This is a genomic window from Streptomyces sp. NPDC016851, from assembly GCF_055562795.1.
Genome location: NZ_JBVHEP010000005.1, coordinates 226,988 through 243,854 on the forward strand (window position 1 = coordinate 226,988; position 16,867 = coordinate 243,854).

Genomic DNA, 16,867 nt, shown 5'->3' on the forward strand with positions numbered 1-16,867 from the left:
CGACGTCACTCGCCCCCGTGGACGTCGGTGTGAGGTGCGCCTGCCCGCCGTACGGCGTAGTACACACCACAGCGGGGAATGAGCCTCCGCCGGACGGGTACGAGCGCTGTGGTCCACCAGCGTGGGGAGAGGGGCTTGAACACTCAGCATCGGGTGCCGGCGGCAGGGTCCAGTGGTCCCGTGCCGGGCCTGACGGTGTTCCCGTTGTCCGGGCGGCAGGGAGTCCGGGCGGCGGGCGAGGTCGTCCTGACGACACGTGCGATCTGGGAAGGCGTACTGGAGCAGGCCGTTCGCGAGGATGAGGACGTGTACTACCTGGAGTTGTCCGACGTGACGTTCGTCGACGTCGCGGGCGCGGGCGCGCTCGCGGCCGCCGCCGGGCAACTCGGGGTCGGCAAGCGGTTCGTGGTGCGGCAGCCGCCGCCGGCCCTGCGGCGGACGCTGGACCTGCTGTGGCCCGACCACACCGGGCTCGAGGTGTCGGTGTCATGACCGCTCCCGTCGCCGAACCCTTCGGTCCCCTCGAGCCCTTCGTCCATCCCGCGCTCTTCTACCGTGACGAGGACGAGTACCTCGACGTCACCGTGCCCTTCGTGCGTGAGGGCCTGGCGGCCGGCGAGCCCGTGGCCGTCGCGGTGCCCGGCAAGAACCTCGCGCTGATCCGGGACGCGCTGGGGGAGGCCGCCGAGGGGGTGCGGCTGCTGGACATGTGCGAGGCCGGCCGCAATCCCGGGCGGATCATCCCCGGTGTGCTACGCGCGTTCGCCGACGCCCAGCCGGCCGGACGCCGGGTGCGGATCATCGGCGAGCCCATCTGGGCCGGGCGCTCCGACACGGAGTACCCCGCCTGCGTCCAGCACGAGGCGCTCATCAACGCGGCCTTCCGGGGCCGTACGGCGACCATCCTGTGCCCGTACGACACCGAGCATCTCCCCGAGCACGTCCTCGCCGACGCCTACGCCACCCATCCCACCGTCATCCCCTCCGGCTCCCGGCTGGAGCAGGGCAGCGACGCCTACGCGCCCGGGGACGTCGTCGACCGGTACAACGAGGCGCTGCCGCCTGTGCCGGACGCGCTGACGTATCCCTTCGACTCCGGCTCGCTCTCCCAGGCCCGGCACGTGGCCGTGGGGGAGGGCGCGCGGCTCGGGCTCACCGGCGTCAAGCTGGACGACCTGGCCCTCGCCATGGCCGAGCTCACCACCAACAGCGTGGTGCACGGCGGCGGTTCCGGAGTGCTGCGGGTGTGGACCGAGGACGGGTACGTGGTCTGCGAGGTGCGCGACGAAGGGCGGCTCGCGGACCTCCTGGCCGGGCGTCGGCCCGTGCCCCGGGACCAGCGCGGCGGGCGCGGGCTGCTGCTGGTGAACCTCATCGCCGACCTGGTGCGGGTGCACCGGGGGGACGGCGGGACGACCGTGCGCTGCTGGTTCGCCCGCTGAGCGCGGGCCCCGTATCCCGGCGGTTCAGGAGCCCAGCGGATCCAGCGCCAGCGGTTCGATCCTGCCCTCCAGCATCGCGCCGAGGCCCTGCACGGCGCACACGTCCGGGCGCTCGGCGATGTGCACCGGCATACCGGTCGCCTGACGCAGCATCTGGTCCAGGCCCGGCAGCAGCGCGCTGCCGCCGACCATCATGATGCCCCGGTCGGCGAGGTCGGCGACCAGGTCCGGCGGGCAGGAGCGCAGCACCTTGCCGATGCCGTCCAGGATGGCGGTGAGCGGCGTCTGGATGGCGTCCCGCACGGCGGCGGTGTCGACCTGGACGGAGCGGGCGAGGCCCGTGGCGACGTCCCGCCCGTGGATCTCCGTCGAGGCCGGGCCCTGCGGGGTGAGGCCGTTGCCGGACAGGGCGAGCTGCAACGGCCGCACCGACTGGCTGGGCAGCATCAGCTCGTGCTCGTGCCGCAGGTGCTGCACGATCGCGTTGTCGACGGCCTCGCCGCCCACCGGGATGCGCTCGGCGGTGACGATCGAGCCGAGGGACAGCACCGCCACCTGCGTCGCCGCCGCGCCGCACACCATGATCATCGTGGCTTCGGGCTGTTCCACGGGCAGTCCGCAGCCCACGGCGGCGGCGATCAGCGTGTCGACCAGCTCCACGCGGCGGGCGCCGAGACCGACCAGCGTCTCGATGGCGGCGCGCTGGGCGAGCGGGTCGGCGTCGTGCGGGGTGCAGGCCGCGGCGCGCAGGATCGGCTTGCGGCGCAGACTGCGGCGCATCTTGTCGCCGAGCAGGTGCCGCAGCATGCGCTGCGCCATCTCGATGTCGACGACGGTGCCCCCGGAGACCGGCCGTACCACCCGGATGTAGTCCGGGGTGCGGCCCGTCATCTTCTCCGCGAGCTCGCCGACCGCGATCAGCGCGCCGGTGCGGGTGTTCACGGCGGCGGCGGACGGCTGGTCGACGACGAGCCCGGCGCCCTTGACGTAGACGCGTGTGCGCGCCGCCCCGAGGTCGACGGCGAAGTGGCAGCGGCGCAGCTGCTCCAGACTGGCGGTCATGGCAGGTCCTCCCGAGAGCACAGACCGTGGGAGGCCGCCAGGTGGCGGGCCTCGCATACGTGGGGCCGCCGGGCGGCGGGCCTCCCTCGCATCGTGCGCGGGAGGGGACGGGGCCGCCTTTCGGAGGGGGCCGGGCGGGGCGCCGCCGAACGGGCGGTTCGGCCTCACCGGCCCGCGAGGGAGCGCGCGGCCTCCAGGAGCGGTGCCAGGGAGGTGACGGTGGTTTCGCAGCCCGCCTCGTCGAGCTGCCGGGCGGCGGTGGTGTTGCGGGCGAGGCCGACGAAGCGCACTCCGGCCTGCTGGGCGGCGGTGAGTTCGGCGACCGTGGAGCCGATCAGTACGCCGGTCGCGGCGCCGCCGGAGTCCATCGCGCGCAGGAGGCAGTCGGGGTGCGGGGTCAGCCGGGTGAGGTCCTCGCCGCGGGCGTGGATGCCGGCCAGGGGGAGGCCGTACGGGTCGAGGTAGCGGTGTACGGCCGGGGCGCCGGCGTCCGTGACCACGTGGACGCGGCGGCCGGAGTGGTGCAGGGCCCGGACCAGCGGCACGGAGTTGTGGGTCGTGGGCGCGTCGGGGACCGCACGCAGTTCGAGCGCGTCGAGGCGGTCGCGCAGGAGCGGGCCGAGCCGGTCCCGCGCGAAGGCCCGCAGCACGTCCAGCGGATGCGTGAACGTGTCCAGCACCGCTGCGGGCGGGGTGTCCCCGGAGTCGCGGTGCTCGGCGACCAGGGCGAGCAGGTCGAGCGTGGCCTCGCGGGCGGCGGCCGCCGAGAACAGCCGGGCCATGGGGCCGTCGAAGCCGAGCAGCACGGACTCGGCCTCGCCGAGGAGAGCGGGCAGCGGCCGCTCGGAAGGCACCGGGCCCTGCGGTCCGGGCAGGGGCGCGCCCTCCGCGGCCAGCCGCACCGACGCCGCGACCGACAGGCCCGGCACCGGCCACCCGCGCAGCCCGGCGTCGACCGCCCGCTGGGCCGCGCCCGCCCGGCGCAGCGGATGGCGGCGGGTGATCCGGGCCGCCTCCTCCCGCAGATGGCCGAGCAGCGATGCGGACACCCGGGTGACCTCGGCGCGCACGAAGGCGACCGGGTCGGCCACCCGCCAGGACAGCTCGACCGCGGCGGTGAAGGCGCCCTTGCCGGAGCTGGGCAGGGAGACCCGGTGCTGGGACTGGTGGGTCGTGAGGTCCACCGCGTAGTACGTCGCGAGCAGCGGCGACCCGTCGCCGTGCGGCTGGGCGCGGTCGAGGAGGGTGAGCGGGCCGTCGGGCTGGGTGTGGACGACGGCCGTGCGGCCCGCGGCCGGTACCCCGAGCCGGTGCAGGTCGTGCGTGATGAAGGGGCCCCGCACCAGGTCGCGGGACTCGGGTTCGGCGGCGGCCGTGGCCGGGGACAGCGGGCAGTGCCAGGCGACGAACGGGGTGTCCGGGGCGGCGCTCCGGTAGAGGGGCTGGAAGCGCCGCGGCCCCTGCGCCGCCGAACTGCCGGCGAACTGCCCGTACACGTCCGGGGAGACGACCACCTGGATGCCGGCGGGCGTGTGCGGTGCCTCCGGCGGCGGGGTGGGCCGGTCCCAGAACGTCACGGTCAGACGCGGCGGGTCCGCCAGCCCGGTGAGCACCTCGGGCAGCCCGCGCAGGACCGCGACCAGCACGGGGAGCACATAGGTGCCCGGTTCGGTGTGGACGACGTAGCCGTTGCCGCGGACCCGGACGTCGAACTGGGACGGGGTGAGGGCGCCGCGGGAGAGCATCTCGTGCACCGCGAACTCGAGGGTGATCCGGGCCTCGGGGTGGCCGGAGAGGTCGTCGGCCTCGAAGAGGATCGTGGGGCGGTCGCGGTGGCCCAGCCGGCGTACCGTCTCCTCGCTCACCGTGGCGAACGCAGCGCTGGAGCCGTCGCGTTCGCCGGTCGTCCGGGCGCGGAACTCGCCGGCCGCGCGTCCCGCCCGTTCGTCGATCAGCCCTCCGATCCGTTCGAGGAACTCGCGGGTGCGGCCCCGGGTCGTGCGGGGGAGGGAGCGCAGCAGCAACTCCCGTACGCCGGGCCGGAACTCGTAGGAGCCGGGCGGGCCGGGGACGGAGGTGAGCATGCCGCTGAGGATCACCTCGGCCAGGTGCTGGGGGCGCGGGTCGCGGTCCACGGTGCGCTGGACCAGACGCATCACGGGCACCGAGGGGACCGCCAGGGCGAGGTGCCCCGCGAGGCGGAAGGCCTCCGGGGACGCGGTCGCGCGAAAGCGCAGGACCAGTTCCTCCGGGGTCGACGAGGCGATGTCGGGGGTCGGTTCGGCGGGCGGGTCCGGGGAGGGCGGCAGCCAGGCCGCCGCGCCCGGGGTGCGGGCGCCGCCCGGGCCGGCGACCAGGGCGGCCCAGTGGGCGAGCCAGGGGGCGCCCGGTTCCAGGACCGGGAGGGGGAAGGCCTGGTCCGGGGCCGGCGCGGGTTCGTAGGGGGTGAAGGCGAGGGCCGCCGAAGGAGCCGCTGTGGAGGGGGAGGTGAGCAGGCCCGGCTCGGCGGGGAGCGCGGTGGTGGGCCAGAGGTGTTCGGGGAGGGGCTGGACCACGGCGAGCGGCATGTGCCGGGCCCAGTGGCGCAGGGTGCGGTACCAGCGCTCGCCCGCCTCGCCCGGACGCCACTGCGGGCCCATGCAGTCGCTGACGACGAGGGTGACGGTGCGGCCGTCGGCGGGGACGGGGACGTGGCGGGCCCGGCCGTCCGGGGTCGCCGGGTGCAGCGTGACCATACGGAAGATGCCCGACTGGGCGACGGCGGTGTGCAGTTCGCCCACCAGGGGGCGCCAGACCGGCATGGTGGGGCCGGTGTCGTGCACGAGGTTCAGGCGCAGCCAGCGGTCGGGGGCCGGGCGCAGGACCGGGAACCACACGTCGGGGTGGGCGCCGAGCCGGGCGATGCGGTCGGCCGTCGCCCGTTCGTCCAGCACCCGGGCGTGCGGGGAGGGCACCTTGCGCTGCAGCGGGCGCAGGGAGCGCTGCAGTGCGAGGGGGTGGGGCAGCATCGGGGGCGCGGGGGCCAGGAGGGGGGAACCGCCGCCGGGGGAGTCGTGCCGGTCGTGCGGGGAGCGCGGGGCGGGCAGGGTCAGCGGGACGCGGTCGGGGGTGCGGTGGACCGGCCCCGGCTCCGGCTCCGGTTGCGGCTTGGGCTCCGGCTCCGGCTCCGCTTGCGGGGGTACGAGGGCGGGGGTTTCCTCCTCCGCGGGGGTGCTTTCCCCGTGTGCGGACGGGGAGGAGCCGTCGCCGGGCTCCGCCGCAGGCTCCTCCTCCTGCCGGTCCCGGTCCAACTGGGCGGCCATCCACAGCAGTTCGGCCAGTTCGCGCGGGGTCGGCGACGCGCCGGCCGCGGACAGGGCCGCGGCCAGCCGGGCGACCGGGGACGGCCCGGGGCCGTGGTCAGAAACCATCGCCGTCGGCCGTCGCGCTGAGGTACGGCATCAGCTGCTCGGCGAGGTCGTCTCGGGACTCGGCGTCCAGACCCGCGACCCCCGTGAGGTAGAGGGCGTTCAGCAGCTGGTCGGTGGCGAGTTCGCCGCCGCCCGCCCGCTCCAGGAAGCGGGTGATCAGACGGTCCGCGTGACCGTCCGGGGTGTCCAGGTGGGCGCGGACGATGTCGGTGAGCTGGTCCCGGTCGGGGCGGCGCAGCTTCAGCCGGACGCAGCGGCGCAGGAACGCGGGCGGGAACTCGCGTTCGCCGTTGCTGGTCAGCACGACGAACGGGAAGGCGCGGCAGCGGACCCGGCCGCGGTGGACGGTGACCGGCGTGTCCGTGCCGTCCGCGAGGACCTCGGCCGCCCCGTCGCCGGAGTGGCGGGCGGCCCGGACCAGTTCCGGGATCTCGTACTGCCCCTCCTCCAGGACGTTCAGCAGGTCGTTCGGCAGGTCCAGGTCGCTCTTGTCGATCTCGTCGACGAGCAGGGCGCGGGGACGGTCGTAGGGGAGCAGGGCCGTGCCGAGCGGGCCGAGGCGCAGATGGTCCTCGACGTCGCCGGCCGCGTGGCCGGGGCCGTCCCGCCGCTCCCGGGCCGCGTACAGCCGGGACAGCGGGTCGTACTGGTAGAGGCCGTCGGCGAGGGTGCTGCGGCTGGTGATGTTCCAGCGCAGGACCGGGCCGAGACGCAGCTCGCGCGCCACCGCGTACGCGAGGGAGGACTTGCCGGTGCCGGGCGGGCCCGTGACGAGCAGGGGGCGGCGCAGGCACAGCGCGGCGTTGACGAGCCGGACGGTCTCCGGGGTCGCCACGTACGACTTCGCCCGGTGCACGCGGTCGGGGGAGACGGCCGTCGCGTCGTCGCTGTCCAGGGGCGGCGGCAGGGCGGGCCCGCCGTCGAAGGCACGCCAGGGCGGTGGTGCGGGGAGGTCGTCGATGCCGTCGTGCGGCTCGTTCTCGCCGGTGTAGACGGACCAGTGCGGCATGGGGGATGTACTCCGCTCTCCGTTGTCGAGCTGGTGTTTCTCGGGTGCGCCGGGCCGGGCCCGCGGTGGTCAGGCCACCGGGGTCCGGGCGTGGGCGGCGGCGACGGCGTGCGGGTCGGCGAAGACGCGCGGGTCGTCCCACAGCAGCTGGATGCCGTGGGCCCAGTGGTCCTCCTCGGCGTCGGCCTCCTCGCGCAGCGCGAGGATCCGCCGGGGCAGTTCGGCGGGCGGTACGGCCTTCAGGCAGGCGTCGAGCGCGTCGAGGAAGGCCTTGCCGGTGCAGCCGTCCGCCCCGGAGCAGTCCTCCTGCCCCGAGCCGCAGCCGTCGCGCGACCACACGATCACCGGGGCCGGCGCCGTGAGCGAGGTGTCGAAGTGCGGCCGGGTGCGGGAGGCGGCCGGGGCCGTGCCGAACCCGGCGAGGCAGGCGCCGGGCTGCCGCAGCCGCAGCCGCAGCCGCCCGGGCTCCTCCGGGCCGCCGCACTCCACGCGGTGCATCCGCGCGCCCGGCAAGGAGTCCAGACGCTTCCAGGCCCGGGTCAGGACATGCCGGGTGCTGGCCTTGCGCCGGGCGTGGTCGGTGACGACCAGCGGGTAGACGCAGCCGAGCGGCGTGGTGTCGTCGGGGGCGCTCTCCCAGCGGTCGACGGGCCAGTCCAGCCAGTCCCGGGGCAGCGCGAAGGCGACCAACTCGTCGGCGCCGGGCGTCAGATACCGGAAGGCCGCCTCGATACGGTCCTGCACGTAGGCGCGCAGCCGGTGCTGCTCGACCGTGCCGGAGTCCACCGGGTGCCGCCGCCCCTCGCTGTACGCGGACACCTCGACCCGGACCAGGTCGTCGCCCGCGCCGCTGTGTCCGAGTTCGACCAGGATGGGCGACCAGTCGGGTGCCGACGGCTCAGCGGCCGGGGTGTGCAGCAGGGCCTCGAGCCGGTCGGCGAACCGGGTCACCGTGCGCGCGGCGCCCGGGCCGTCGAGTTCGCACAGCACGAACAGGGCCGCCGACCACAGCGAGTCGAACCCGTCCTCGGGAGGCGGCGGGTCGAACGGGTCGGCCGCCGCGGTGTAGAGCCGGACCGGGTCGCAGTCCACGCCCGCGCGGGCCGCCTTCTCGACCAGGGCACGCAGCCGGGCCCGGTCGGCGCTGGTGTGGTCCGAGGTGGGGACCAGGCTCTGGAGCGCGGGCCAGTAGCGGGCCATGACCTGGGTGGGCATCATCCGGCCGGTGCGCACGTCCCGGGTGCCGGCCGCCGCCGTGACCATGCCGACGACCTCGCCGGTGTCGGCCAGGGTGACGGCGGCCCCGCTGAAGCCGGGGGCCAGGGGCTGGCCGCCCGGGTGCCAGGCCTCCAGCTGGAGCCACTCCCGTTTGATCAACTGGGGTGCGGTGACGCGGTATTCGGCGAGGGTGCCCTCGTCGAAACCGGCCGGGAAGCCGTAGACGACGAGCTTGCGCGGTGCTGTGCCGTGCGCGGCGTCGACCGGGGCCAGCGCGGCCGGGGCGACGGGCACCTCCTGGTCGAGTGCCAGCACGGCGAGGTCCCCGGGGTCCGTGCTGGATCCGGCCCAGCCGCCGTGGGCGACCACCCGGGCGGACACGGGCGGGGAGCCGGGCCGCTCCGTGAAGGTCACGGTCAGGCCCTCGCCGTCCCCCACGACATGGGCGCACGTCAGCACCGTGCCGGGCGCGACGAGGAAGCCGGCTCCGGCCACCCGCCCCCGTAACTCGATCCGGGCGTGCCACTCGGCGCTGTTCATGAGGCGGGGCTTGCCTCCGGGCCGGCCGGAGACCAGGTCAGTCTGACCACCAGGTGGCCCTCGGCGGTGCCCTTGGCGATGAACGCGCCCGTCTCGGCGGAGAGTTTGACCCCGAACTCGATCTCCACGCCGTCCGGCTTCAGGGACCCGTCGCGGAACACCCGCAGCGCGGACTCGGCGGCGGCCCGGACCCCGTCCAGGGCGCCCTCGAACGTGCGGGTCGCCTGGACCGTACCGTCGCCTCTGGAGACCAGGCGGGAGCCGGACCGCTCCTCCGTCGCCTCGACCGTGACCACCGCACCGTCACCGGTTCTGAACTCGACCAACCCGTCCATGACACCCCCGTCGTCCTTGCGTTGGGCATTCCCATTGTGACGGACGGTACTTGATGATGTGAGGGGCAGCCACCGGGTACTCAGGGGCCCACGGTCCCGCGGATCACACCCAGCTCCACCAGGTCCTGCGGCCGGATGCGGAGCTGGTCCGCCGTCGCCTCCACCTCGCGCGGCGGCCGCTTGAGGATGGCCGCCGCGAGCTCCGGCGCGATCACCGAGAAGTAACTGTCCGGGGTGGCCCAGGTGTTGCCGGGCGCGGCCAGCGCCAGCGCGCCGCCGGAGCCGCCCTCGCCGATCACCAGCGTCGTCACCGGGATGCGGGCGCCCGCCACCGCGCCGAACAGGTCCGCGATCGCGGCGCCCGCGCCCTGCCGCTCCGCCGCCGCGTCGTTGGCGGCGCCCGGGGTGTCGACGAGGGTCAGCACCGGGATGCCCAACCGGTCCGCGAGGCGGATCAGACGGGCGGCGGTGCGGTAGCCGGCGGGGCGGGTCGCGGTTCCGGTCTGCGCGGCGTACGCGACCGTACGGCCCTCGTGCGTGCCGAAGCCGCACAGCATGCCGTCCGGGTCCGTGCCGCCGCAGCGGTCGCCGCTGATCGCGGCCCGGTCGGAGAAGTAGGCGTCCAGGTAGGCGGCGGCGCGCGGGCGCCGGGGGGAGCGGGCGCGCCGGACGGCGTCCCAGCCGGTGGCGGGCAGGCCCGTGTCGTCGCCGAGCGGTTCGGGCGGCGGGGCCGGTGTGCCGGACGGGCACGTCAGCAGCCGCAGCCACCGGCCCAGCGTCTCGCGCAGCTCCTCCGGCCGGACGACCGCGTCCGCCGCGCCCGCCGCGACCTGGGCCTCGGCCGTGTACGCGGCCGGGTCCGCGTCCGCCGGCCGCACCCGGGAGCCGGCGAAGCCGACCTGGGCCCCGGGCAGGGCGAGCACCACGTCGGCGCCCGCGCCCAGGGTGGCCCAGCCGCCCCCGGTGGTCGGATCGCGCACCACGGCGAGCTGCGCGAGCCCCGCCTCCCGGGTGAGCGCCGACTGCCGGGCCACGCGCTGGAGCTGGGTCAGGGCGAGCATGCCCTCCTGCATCCGGCTGCCGCCCGTGGCGACCAGCGGCACGACCGGGAGGCGGTGCTCCCGGGCGTAGGTGTACGCCGCCTCCAGCCGGTCGCCGGTGCGTTCGCCGAGCGAGCCGCCGAGGAAGCCGAACTCGAACGCGATCAGCACGGCCCGGGTGCCGCCGACGCGGGCGGTGCCGCAGACCACGGACTCCTGCTCGCCGGTGCGCTCGGCGGCACGGGCGCGCAGGGCGTCGTAGCCGGGCCAGCCGAGCGGGCCGTCGGGCTTCGACTCCCTTATGGGCGCGGGCAGTTCGGTGAAGGTGGCGTCGTCGGCGAGGGCGTCGGCGATCGCGCGGGCGGAGAGGCGCTCGGTCGCGGAGAGGCGCTCGGTCGCGGGGACGCGCTCGGTCGCGGGGCGCTCAGTCATGGGGCGCTCAGTCATGCGGCGCTCAGTCATGGGGCAGCGCCCGCTTCATGATCTTCCCCATGTCGTTGCGGGGCAGGGCGCCGAGGTGGTGGACGACCCGCGGCCGCTTGTGCGGGGCGAGCCGCCCCGCCACATGGTCCGCCAACTCGCCGAGTGACGGCGGCGACTGGGGATCCGCCGGGACGATCCACGCCACGATCCGCTCGCCCAGGTCGGCGTCCGGCTCCCCGGTGACGGCGGCCTCCCGCACCCCCGGGTGTTCTAGGAGCGCGTTCTCGATCTCCCCCGCCCCGATCTTGTAACCGCCGCTCTTGATCAGGTCGGTGGCCTTGCGGCCGACGATCCGGACATAGCCGTCGGGGTCGCGCACCGCCATGTCGCCGGTGCGGAACCAGCCGTCGGCGGTGAAGGCGGCGGCGGTGGCATCGGGCCGGTTCAGATACTCCGTGAACAGGTTCGGCCCGCGCACCTGGATCTCGCCCACCGTCTCCCCGTCGTACGCGGTGACCTCCGAGCCGTCCTCCTCGACCAGCCGCAACTCCACGCCCGGCAGCGGCACCCCGACCGTGCCCGGGCGGGCCTCGCCGTCGGCACGGACGCTGGTGTTCATCAGCGTCTCCGTCATGCCGTACCGCTCGATCACCCGCCGCCCGGTCGCCGTCGCGATCCGCCCGTGGTCGTGCACGGGCAGCGCGGCGGAACCGGACACCAGCAGCCGCGCCCCGGTCAGCGCCTTCACCAGCTCCGGGTCGCCGGTCACCGCCTCCGCGATCCGGTGGTACATCGTCGGCACGCCGAACAGCATGGTCGCGCCCGCGTTCAGCTCCCGGGCGACGCCCTGCGTGCTGAAGCGCCCCAGGTGCCGCACCGAGCCGCCGCGCCGCAGCGGGCCGAGGGTGCCCAGGACCAGGCCGTGCACATGGAACAGCGGCAGTCCGTGCACGAGGACGTCGTCGCCCGTCCACTGCCACGCGTCGGCCAGCGCGTCCAGGGTCGAGGAGATCGCCCGGCGCGGGATGACGGCACCCTTGGGCGGGCCGGTGGTGCCGGAGGTGTAGACGACCAGCGCCGGGTCCTCGTCGTCCGCGTGGTCCTCGGGGGCCGGGCCGGTGCCGTGCACGTCGACGTCGAGGCGAGGCAAGTCGTGCAGGGGGGAGGGGAGTTGGTCGTCGGGTGCCGTGAGCACCAGGTCGGGCGCGCTGTCGGACAGGATGTGCGCGAGTTCCTTCTCGCCCGACTTCGGGTTGAGCGGTACGGCGGGGACGCCCGCCAGCAGGGCGGCGACGACGGCGACGGCGGTCTCCATGGTGGGGGTCGCCCAGACGGCGACCCGCGTGGCCTCGCCGATGCGGCCCGTGAGCGCGCCGGCCGCGGCGGCGAGCTGCGCGTAGGTCAGGGAACGCTCGCCGAAACGGAGGGCGGGGCGGTCGGACGGGGCGTCGGCCGGGGCCTCGGTCAGGGCCGGGAAGAGGGGGGTCACGCGTCACATCTCCTTAGCTGTTGCCTGCGGTTGTCCGTAGGCGAGGGTGGCTGGCTGTCTATCCCCAGCCGGGCACGACCATGACCAGCCACGCCGCCGCCGGTACGACCGCCACCACGATCCCTCCGTACACCATCAGCTGCCGGAAGAAACGCTCGCGGTCGACGTCCGGGGCGGCGGCCAGGACGAGTGCGCCGTTCGTGGAGAACGGGCTCACGTCCACGACCGTCGCCGACACGGCCAGTGCGGCCACCATGCCGATCGCGCCGATCTCGCCCCGTTCCAGGAACGGCACGGCCAGGGGGATCAGGGCGCCCATGATGCCCACGGAGGAGGCGAAGGCCGAGACGAGTGCGCCGATGTAGCAGAGCAGGACGGCTGCCAGCAGGGGGATGCCGATGTTGCCCACGCCCTCGCCGGCCCAGGTGATGGTGCCCATCTCGTCGAGGACGCCGATGTAGGTGAGGACGCCGCAGATGAGGAGGACGGTCGGCCAGGCGATCTGGCCTGTTGCCTTGCGGCTGTCTTCGGGCCACAGCGTGCTGAGGATGACGGCGAGGGTGATGGCGGTGAGGCCGGCGTCCAGGTCGAGGACGAGGACGGCGACCACGAGGGCCAGGAGGGAGGTGAGGGTGGCTATGCGGGAGGGGGTGAGGGTCGTTGTTTCCGTGCTCGGCGTGGTTGCTGGGGCCGGGTCGGTGCGCAGCTCGGCGGGGCGAGGTGCCGCTTTCTGTGGGACGGGTGCCGCCCCTGCGGCACGACTGCCCGCAGCGGGGGCGGGACTGCCCGCAGCCGGGGCGGGGCTGCCGCCGCCGTCCCCCGCGCCGCCGTCCACCGCCCCTTGGGCCCACAACTTCAAGCCGCCGCACACCACGAACACCACCCCCGCGATCACCAGGTTCGCCGCGAGGGACGACAGGAACAGGATCAGCTCGTTGCCGGGGAGCTTCTCGCGTTCCACGATGCCGTTGACGATCGAGCCGTAGATGCTGATCGGGGAGAAGCCGCCGGCCTGGGCGCCGTGGACCACCATCGCGCCCATCAGCAGCGGGCTGATCCCGTACCGGGCGGCGAAGCTCAGCGCGATCGGGGCGACGATCGCCACCGCGGCCGGGCTGACCGCGCCGATCGCCGTGAGCGCGCCGGTCAGCGCGAACATCACCCAGGGGATGAGCGCCACCCGCCCCCGCACGAGCCGGACGGCGGCGTGCACCAGCCAGTCGGTGGTGCCGTTGGCGCGGGCGATCGCGAAGAGGTACGTGACGCCGACCAGGACGACGAACAGATCGCCGGGGAAGCCGGCGAAGATGCCGTCCGCGTCGAGATCGGCGACGAGCCCGCCGACCCCGAAGGCGGCGGCGAAGGCGAGCGCGCCCATGTTGACGGAACGGGTGGTGGCGATGACGAACACCACGACGAGGACGAGGATCGAGATGAGTTCGGGGGACATACGGGCTCCCGTCGTTGGGCCCCGGAGCGGCTGGGAGCACCCAGAAGAGTGGCCGAGTGGCTGAACCACTTGGGGTGCGTTGGCTGAACAGCGTGGGTGCGGCCCGGGCGTCCGTCAAGGGGGTGCGCAAGAATTGGTTCAGCCACTCGGCCACCGAAAGGGGCCGGTGTTACGCTCCCGGCGAGAGGGGGACTCCATGACCGACGCCCTGCGCCCCATGGCCAAACAGCGCCTCTACGAACAGGTGCTGGAGCGGCTGCGGCAGTACGTCGCCGAGGGCGGTCTGCGCGCCGGCGACCGGCTGCCGCCCGAGCGGGATCTGGCCCAGCGGCTCGGGGTGAGCCGCGCCTCGGTGAAGCAGGCGATCGTGGTGCTGGAGGTCCAGGGCCTGGTGGAGGCCCGGCACGGGGGCGGTACGTACCTCGTGCGGGACAGCCTCGACACCGAGCCGGTCGAGCGGATGGTGGAACGCCGACGGCGCCTGCCCGACGTCCTGGAGGCTCGGGAGGCGCTGGAGACGAAGCTCGCCGAACTGGCCGCGGAGCGGCGCTCGGAGGAGGACCTGGCCGCGATGCGCTCGGCGCTCGCGCACATGGCGGAGGAGATCGCGGCGGGCGGTCACGGTGTGGAGGGCGACCGGCTGTTCCACGCGGCGGTGACGGCGGCGGCCCACAGCGCTCTGCTCGCGGAGTTCATGCGTTCCATCACCGAGCAGATCGCCGAGAGCCGCACCGAGTCCCTCCGCCAGCCCGGCCGCCCGTCCCGCTCCCTCTCCCAGCACCAGGCCATCCTCGACGCGATCGCCGCGGAGCAGCCCCGCCAGGCGGCCGCGGCCATGCGGCGCCACGTGCGCACGGTGGCGAAGGTGCGGTTGCTGGACTGGGAGCCGGAGGGGGAGGGGTAGCGCGGGCCGGGGTGTCAGGCGGCCCCGGCGGCACCGGGCGCCACGAACCGCCGGTGTGCCGGCGCGAACCGGACCTCGGGCTGGCCGGCGAGACCGACCTTCGGCACGGCCGGGGCGAGACGCTCGGCGAAGAAGCGCTGGAAGTCCGCCTCGGCGTTCCACACGTCGGTCACGTGCAGGACGCCCGCCTCGAACCAGGCCACGTGCAGCAGGAGCCCGTCCGGCACCTGCTCCTCCCAGCGCACCTCGGCCAGCATCGCGTCGTACTGCTCGGGCGTCACCCCGGCCCAGCGCAAGGACAGCACAGCAGCCATGGGAATCCCTTCCTGTGATCGGTGTCCTCGCTCAGTAGATCCGCCGGGGCGGGACACGGCCCGTGGTCCTGGGCCGTCCGGGTCACGCCGCCACGACGTCCGCCACCACACAGCTGACGTTGTCCGGGCCGCCGGCCTCGTTCGCCGCCGTGACCAGGGCCCGGACCGTCTCGTCGGGGGCGGTGGGCGGGGTGAGGAGTCCCCGGATCCGGTCCTCGGGGACCACGCTCGACAGGCCGTCGGAGCACAGCAGATAGCGGTCGCCCGGGAGGGCGTCGTGCAGGCGGAGGTCGGGGATCGTCGGCGTGCCGTCGCCCGTCAGGGCCTTGAGGAGGAAGGCCCGCTGGGGGTGGGAGACGGCCTCCTCGGGCGTCAGCCGCCCCTCGTCGATCATCGACTGGACGACCGTGTGGTCGTGGGTGATGAGGAACAGTTCGCCGTCGCGCAGCAGGTAGGCGCGGGAGTCGCCGATGTGCACCAGGGCCAGCCGCGAGCCGGTCCACAGCAGGGCGGTCAGGGTCGTGCCGATGTCGTCGGCGCCGTCGGCCACGTCCCGGACGGCCTGGGCCGCGCCCCGCACGGCGTCCTCCAGGAGGTTGAGGACGCCGCCGGCCGGGACCTCGTCCGTGTCCAGGAAGCGCAGTGCCTCCACGGCGGCGCTGCTCGCGGGCGCGCCCGCCGGTCCGAAGCCGTCGGCGACGGCGAGCAGCCGGGTGCCCGCGTACGCGGTGTCCTGGTTGGCGGGGCGGACGCGACCGGTGTCCGAGTGGGCGGAGTAACGCAGTTCCAGCATGGCGGTGTCCTTTCGGGACTCTGGTGAGTCCTCTGTCAGGTGAGCGACCAGGAACGCGGCGAGGTCCCGCCGTACCGCCGTCTCCGCCTCGACACGCGCCCAGTAGGCGCGGATCTCGCGGGCGGCGGCCGTGCAGTCGCGGTCGTGCAGCCGGCACACCTGGCGGATCTCCGCCAGCGGCATGCCCAGCCGCCGCAGCCACGCCACCAGCCGGGCCTGCTCGAGCTGCCCGACCGCGTAGTACCGGTAGCCGGTGTCCGGGTCCACCCGGGCGGGCCGCAGCAGGTCCAGTTCGTCGTACAGGCGCAGTGCCTTCGGTGAGAGCCGGCACGCCTTCGCGAACGCGCCGATCGTCAGCATGTCCCGGTGCACCTCGCCACCTCCTCCGGTTCCGCCACCGATGCTGGGGCTTCACCGAAGGTGAAGGTCAAGCGGGCTGTTCTGGTTCCGCCGGCGGTTGTTAACCTGCCGGTCGATCACCCGATCGCACGATCAGCCGATCGCACGAAGAGGGAGCCCTGTGCCCCGTATCGCACTCGTCACCTACGACCCCGGTCCCGAGCCCAGCAAGGACCAGGACCTTCCCCTGCTGGTACGGGCGCTGCGGGACGCCGGTGCCGAGGCCGTCGCCGTGCCGTGGGACGCCCCCGGCGCCGACTGGGGCGGCTTCGACCTCGCCGTGATCCGGTCGACCTGGGACTACAGCTGGCGGACGGAGGAGTTCGCGGCGTGGGTGGAGCGGTGCGGGACGCTGACGCGGCTCGCCAACCCGCCCGCGGTCGTGCGGTGGAACACGGACAAGCGGTACCTCGGGGATCTGGCGGCCGCCGGCGTGCCCGTCGTCCCCACCCGGTACATCGCGCCCGGCGAGCCCGCCGACCTCCCTGACGACCAGGAGTACGTCGTCAAGCCCACCTCCGGCGCCGGCGCCCGCTTCGCCGCCCGCTACACCCACGACGAGCACGAAACGGCCGTACGGCAGCTGAAGCGGATGCACGCCGAGGGCTTCACGGCGATGGTGCAGCCGTACATGCGCAGCATCGACTCCGCCGGCGAGCGGGCCCTGCAGTTCTTCGGCGGACGCCTGCTGCACGCCAGCCGCAAGGGCGCGGTCCTGGCGCCGGGCACGCCGTACGACGCCGACAAGGTCGCCCACCCCGACCTCGAACTCTGGGAGCCGACCGCCGCCGAACTCGGCGTCGCCGAGCGGGCACTGGCCGCCGTCCCCGGGCAGGCGGAGCTGCTGTACGCGCGCGTGGACCTCGTCACCGGGGCGGACGGGGAGCCGTGCGTGATGGAACTGGAGCTGGTCGAGCCGAACCTGTTCCTGTGGCTGCACCCGCAGTCCGTGCCGAGGGTGGTCGAGGCGGTCCTGGCCGCCGCCGGCTGATCACGCGCGGACATACGTCCCCCGGTGAGGCTTTTGGTGTAGTGGTAG

Annotated in this window: 14 protein-coding genes; 4 read left to right on the plus strand and 10 right to left on the minus strand. The window is 74.7% G+C overall.

What is annotated here, in order from left to right; genetic code table 11:
• Nucleotides 1–135: 135 nt before the first annotated feature.
• A complete protein-coding gene (locus ACZ3I3_RS11030) occupies nt 136–492 on the plus strand; it encodes an STAS domain-containing protein (RefSeq protein WP_467364187.1) in 357 nt (118 codons plus the stop codon).
• Nucleotides 489–1,442 (plus strand): anti-sigma factor RsbA family regulatory protein, encoded by a 954-nt coding sequence (locus ACZ3I3_RS11035; protein WP_467364188.1) that lies wholly within the window; start codon nt 489–491, stop codon nt 1,440–1,442. The genes ACZ3I3_RS11030 and ACZ3I3_RS11035 overlap by 4 nt, the downstream gene beginning before the upstream one ends.
• Nucleotides 1,443–1,466: 24 nt before the next feature.
• On the opposite strand, the gene ACZ3I3_RS11040 is transcribed toward ACZ3I3_RS11035, so the two are convergent.
• The 8 genes from ACZ3I3_RS11040 to ACZ3I3_RS11075 form a co-directional block, all read right to left on the minus strand.
• A complete protein-coding gene (locus ACZ3I3_RS11040; RefSeq protein ID WP_467364189.1) occupies nt 1,467–2,504 on the minus strand; it encodes a rod shape-determining protein in 1,038 nt (345 codons plus the stop codon).
• Between the two features lie 164 nt (nt 2,505–2,668).
• Nucleotides 2,669–5,914 carry an SAV_2336 N-terminal domain-related protein gene (locus ACZ3I3_RS11045; RefSeq protein ID WP_467364190.1) on the minus strand — a complete coding sequence of 1,082 codons (3,246 nt, stop codon included), beginning with the start codon at nt 5,912–5,914 and terminating at the stop codon, nt 2,669–2,671.
• Complete coding sequence (locus ACZ3I3_RS11050; RefSeq protein ID WP_467364191.1) at nt 5,904–6,923, minus strand: AAA family ATPase; 1,020 nt, start codon at nt 6,921–6,923, stop codon at nt 5,904–5,906. The genes ACZ3I3_RS11045 and ACZ3I3_RS11050 overlap by 11 nt, the downstream gene beginning before the upstream one ends.
• Before the next feature lie 69 nt (nt 6,924–6,992).
• The gene (locus tag ACZ3I3_RS11055; RefSeq protein ID WP_467364192.1) at nt 6,993–8,681 is read right to left on the minus strand and encodes a VMAP-C domain-containing protein; all 1,689 of its coding nucleotides are present in this window, start codon (nt 8,679–8,681) and stop codon (nt 6,993–6,995) included.
• Complete coding sequence (locus ACZ3I3_RS11060) at nt 8,678–9,016, minus strand: CU044_2847 family protein (protein WP_467364193.1); 339 nt, start codon at nt 9,014–9,016, stop codon at nt 8,678–8,680. The genes ACZ3I3_RS11055 and ACZ3I3_RS11060 overlap by 4 nt, the downstream gene beginning before the upstream one ends.
• Nucleotides 9,017–9,096: 80 nt before the next feature.
• Nucleotides 9,097–10,488 carry a carboxyl transferase domain-containing protein gene (locus ACZ3I3_RS11065; RefSeq protein ID WP_467364194.1) on the minus strand — a complete coding sequence of 464 codons (1,392 nt, stop codon included), beginning with the start codon at nt 10,486–10,488 and terminating at the stop codon, nt 9,097–9,099.
• A gap of 22 nt (nt 10,489–10,510) precedes the next feature.
• Nucleotides 10,511–11,968 carry an acyl-CoA synthetase gene (locus ACZ3I3_RS11070; protein ID WP_467364195.1) on the minus strand — a complete coding sequence of 486 codons (1,458 nt, stop codon included), beginning with the start codon at nt 11,966–11,968 and terminating at the stop codon, nt 10,511–10,513.
• 58 nt (nt 11,969–12,026) lie between these two features.
• Nucleotides 12,027–13,418 carry an SLC13 family permease gene (locus tag ACZ3I3_RS11075; protein ID WP_467364196.1) on the minus strand — a complete coding sequence of 464 codons (1,392 nt, stop codon included), beginning with the start codon at nt 13,416–13,418 and terminating at the stop codon, nt 12,027–12,029.
• A 196-nt stretch (nt 13,419–13,614) separates the two neighbouring features.
• On the opposite strand from ACZ3I3_RS11075, the gene ACZ3I3_RS11080 reads away from it, so the two are divergent.
• Nucleotides 13,615–14,322, plus strand: a complete 708-nt coding sequence (locus ACZ3I3_RS11080; protein WP_467364197.1) for a FadR/GntR family transcriptional regulator — start codon at nt 13,615–13,617, stop codon at nt 14,320–14,322.
• Between the two features lie 14 nt (nt 14,323–14,336).
• Here the strand turns inward: ACZ3I3_RS11080 and ACZ3I3_RS11085 are convergent, their stop codons facing one another.
• On the minus strand, nt 14,337–14,636 hold the full coding sequence (locus ACZ3I3_RS11085) for a hypothetical protein (RefSeq protein WP_467364198.1): 300 nt from the start codon (nt 14,634–14,636) through the stop codon (nt 14,337–14,339).
• An 82-nt stretch (nt 14,637–14,718) separates the two neighbouring features.
• Nucleotides 14,719–15,789 carry a MerR family transcriptional regulator gene (locus ACZ3I3_RS11090; protein WP_467364199.1) on the minus strand — a complete coding sequence of 357 codons (1,071 nt, stop codon included), beginning with the start codon at nt 15,787–15,789 and terminating at the stop codon, nt 14,719–14,721.
• 160 nt (nt 15,790–15,949) lie between these two features.
• On the opposite strand from ACZ3I3_RS11090, the gene ACZ3I3_RS11095 reads away from it, so the two are divergent.
• Nucleotides 15,950–16,819, plus strand: a complete 870-nt coding sequence (locus tag ACZ3I3_RS11095; protein ID WP_467364200.1) for an ATP-grasp domain-containing protein — start codon at nt 15,950–15,952, stop codon at nt 16,817–16,819.
• The last annotated feature ends 48 nt before the right edge of the window (nt 16,820–16,867 follow it).

Bases quoted from the DNA above. Each gene is read 5' to 3' on its own strand.
- ACZ3I3_RS11090 (WP_467364199.1), bottom strand. From the start codon at position 15,789: ATGCTGACGATCGGCGCGTTCGCGAAGGCGTGCCGGCTCTCACCGAAG.
- ACZ3I3_RS11085 (WP_467364198.1), bottom strand. From the start codon at position 14,636: ATGGCTGCTGTGCTGTCCTTGCGCTGGGCCGGGGTGACGCCCGAGCAG.
- ACZ3I3_RS11050 (WP_467364191.1), bottom strand. From the start codon at position 6,923: ATGCCGCACTGGTCCGTCTACACCGGCGAGAACGAGCCGCACGACGGC.
- ACZ3I3_RS11045 (WP_467364190.1), bottom strand. From the start codon at position 5,914: ATGGTTTCTGACCACGGCCCCGGGCCGTCCCCGGTCGCCCGGCTGGCC.
- ACZ3I3_RS11040 (WP_467364189.1), bottom strand. From the start codon at position 2,504: ATGACCGCCAGTCTGGAGCAGCTGCGCCGCTGCCACTTCGCCGTCGAC.
- ACZ3I3_RS11080 (WP_467364197.1), top strand. From the start codon at position 13,615: ATGACCGACGCCCTGCGCCCCATGGCCAAACAGCGCCTCTACGAACAG.
- ACZ3I3_RS11075 (WP_467364196.1), bottom strand. From the start codon at position 13,418: ATGTCCCCCGAACTCATCTCGATCCTCGTCCTCGTCGTGGTGTTCGTC.
- ACZ3I3_RS11060 (WP_467364193.1), bottom strand. From the start codon at position 9,016: ATGGACGGGTTGGTCGAGTTCAGAACCGGTGACGGTGCGGTGGTCACG.
- ACZ3I3_RS11055 (WP_467364192.1), bottom strand. From the start codon at position 8,681: ATGAACAGCGCCGAGTGGCACGCCCGGATCGAGTTACGGGGGCGGGTG.
- ACZ3I3_RS11035 (WP_467364188.1), top strand. From the start codon at position 489: ATGACCGCTCCCGTCGCCGAACCCTTCGGTCCCCTCGAGCCCTTCGTC.
- ACZ3I3_RS11065 (WP_467364194.1), bottom strand. From the start codon at position 10,488: ATGACTGAGCGCCCCGCGACCGAGCGCGTCCCCGCGACCGAGCGCCTC.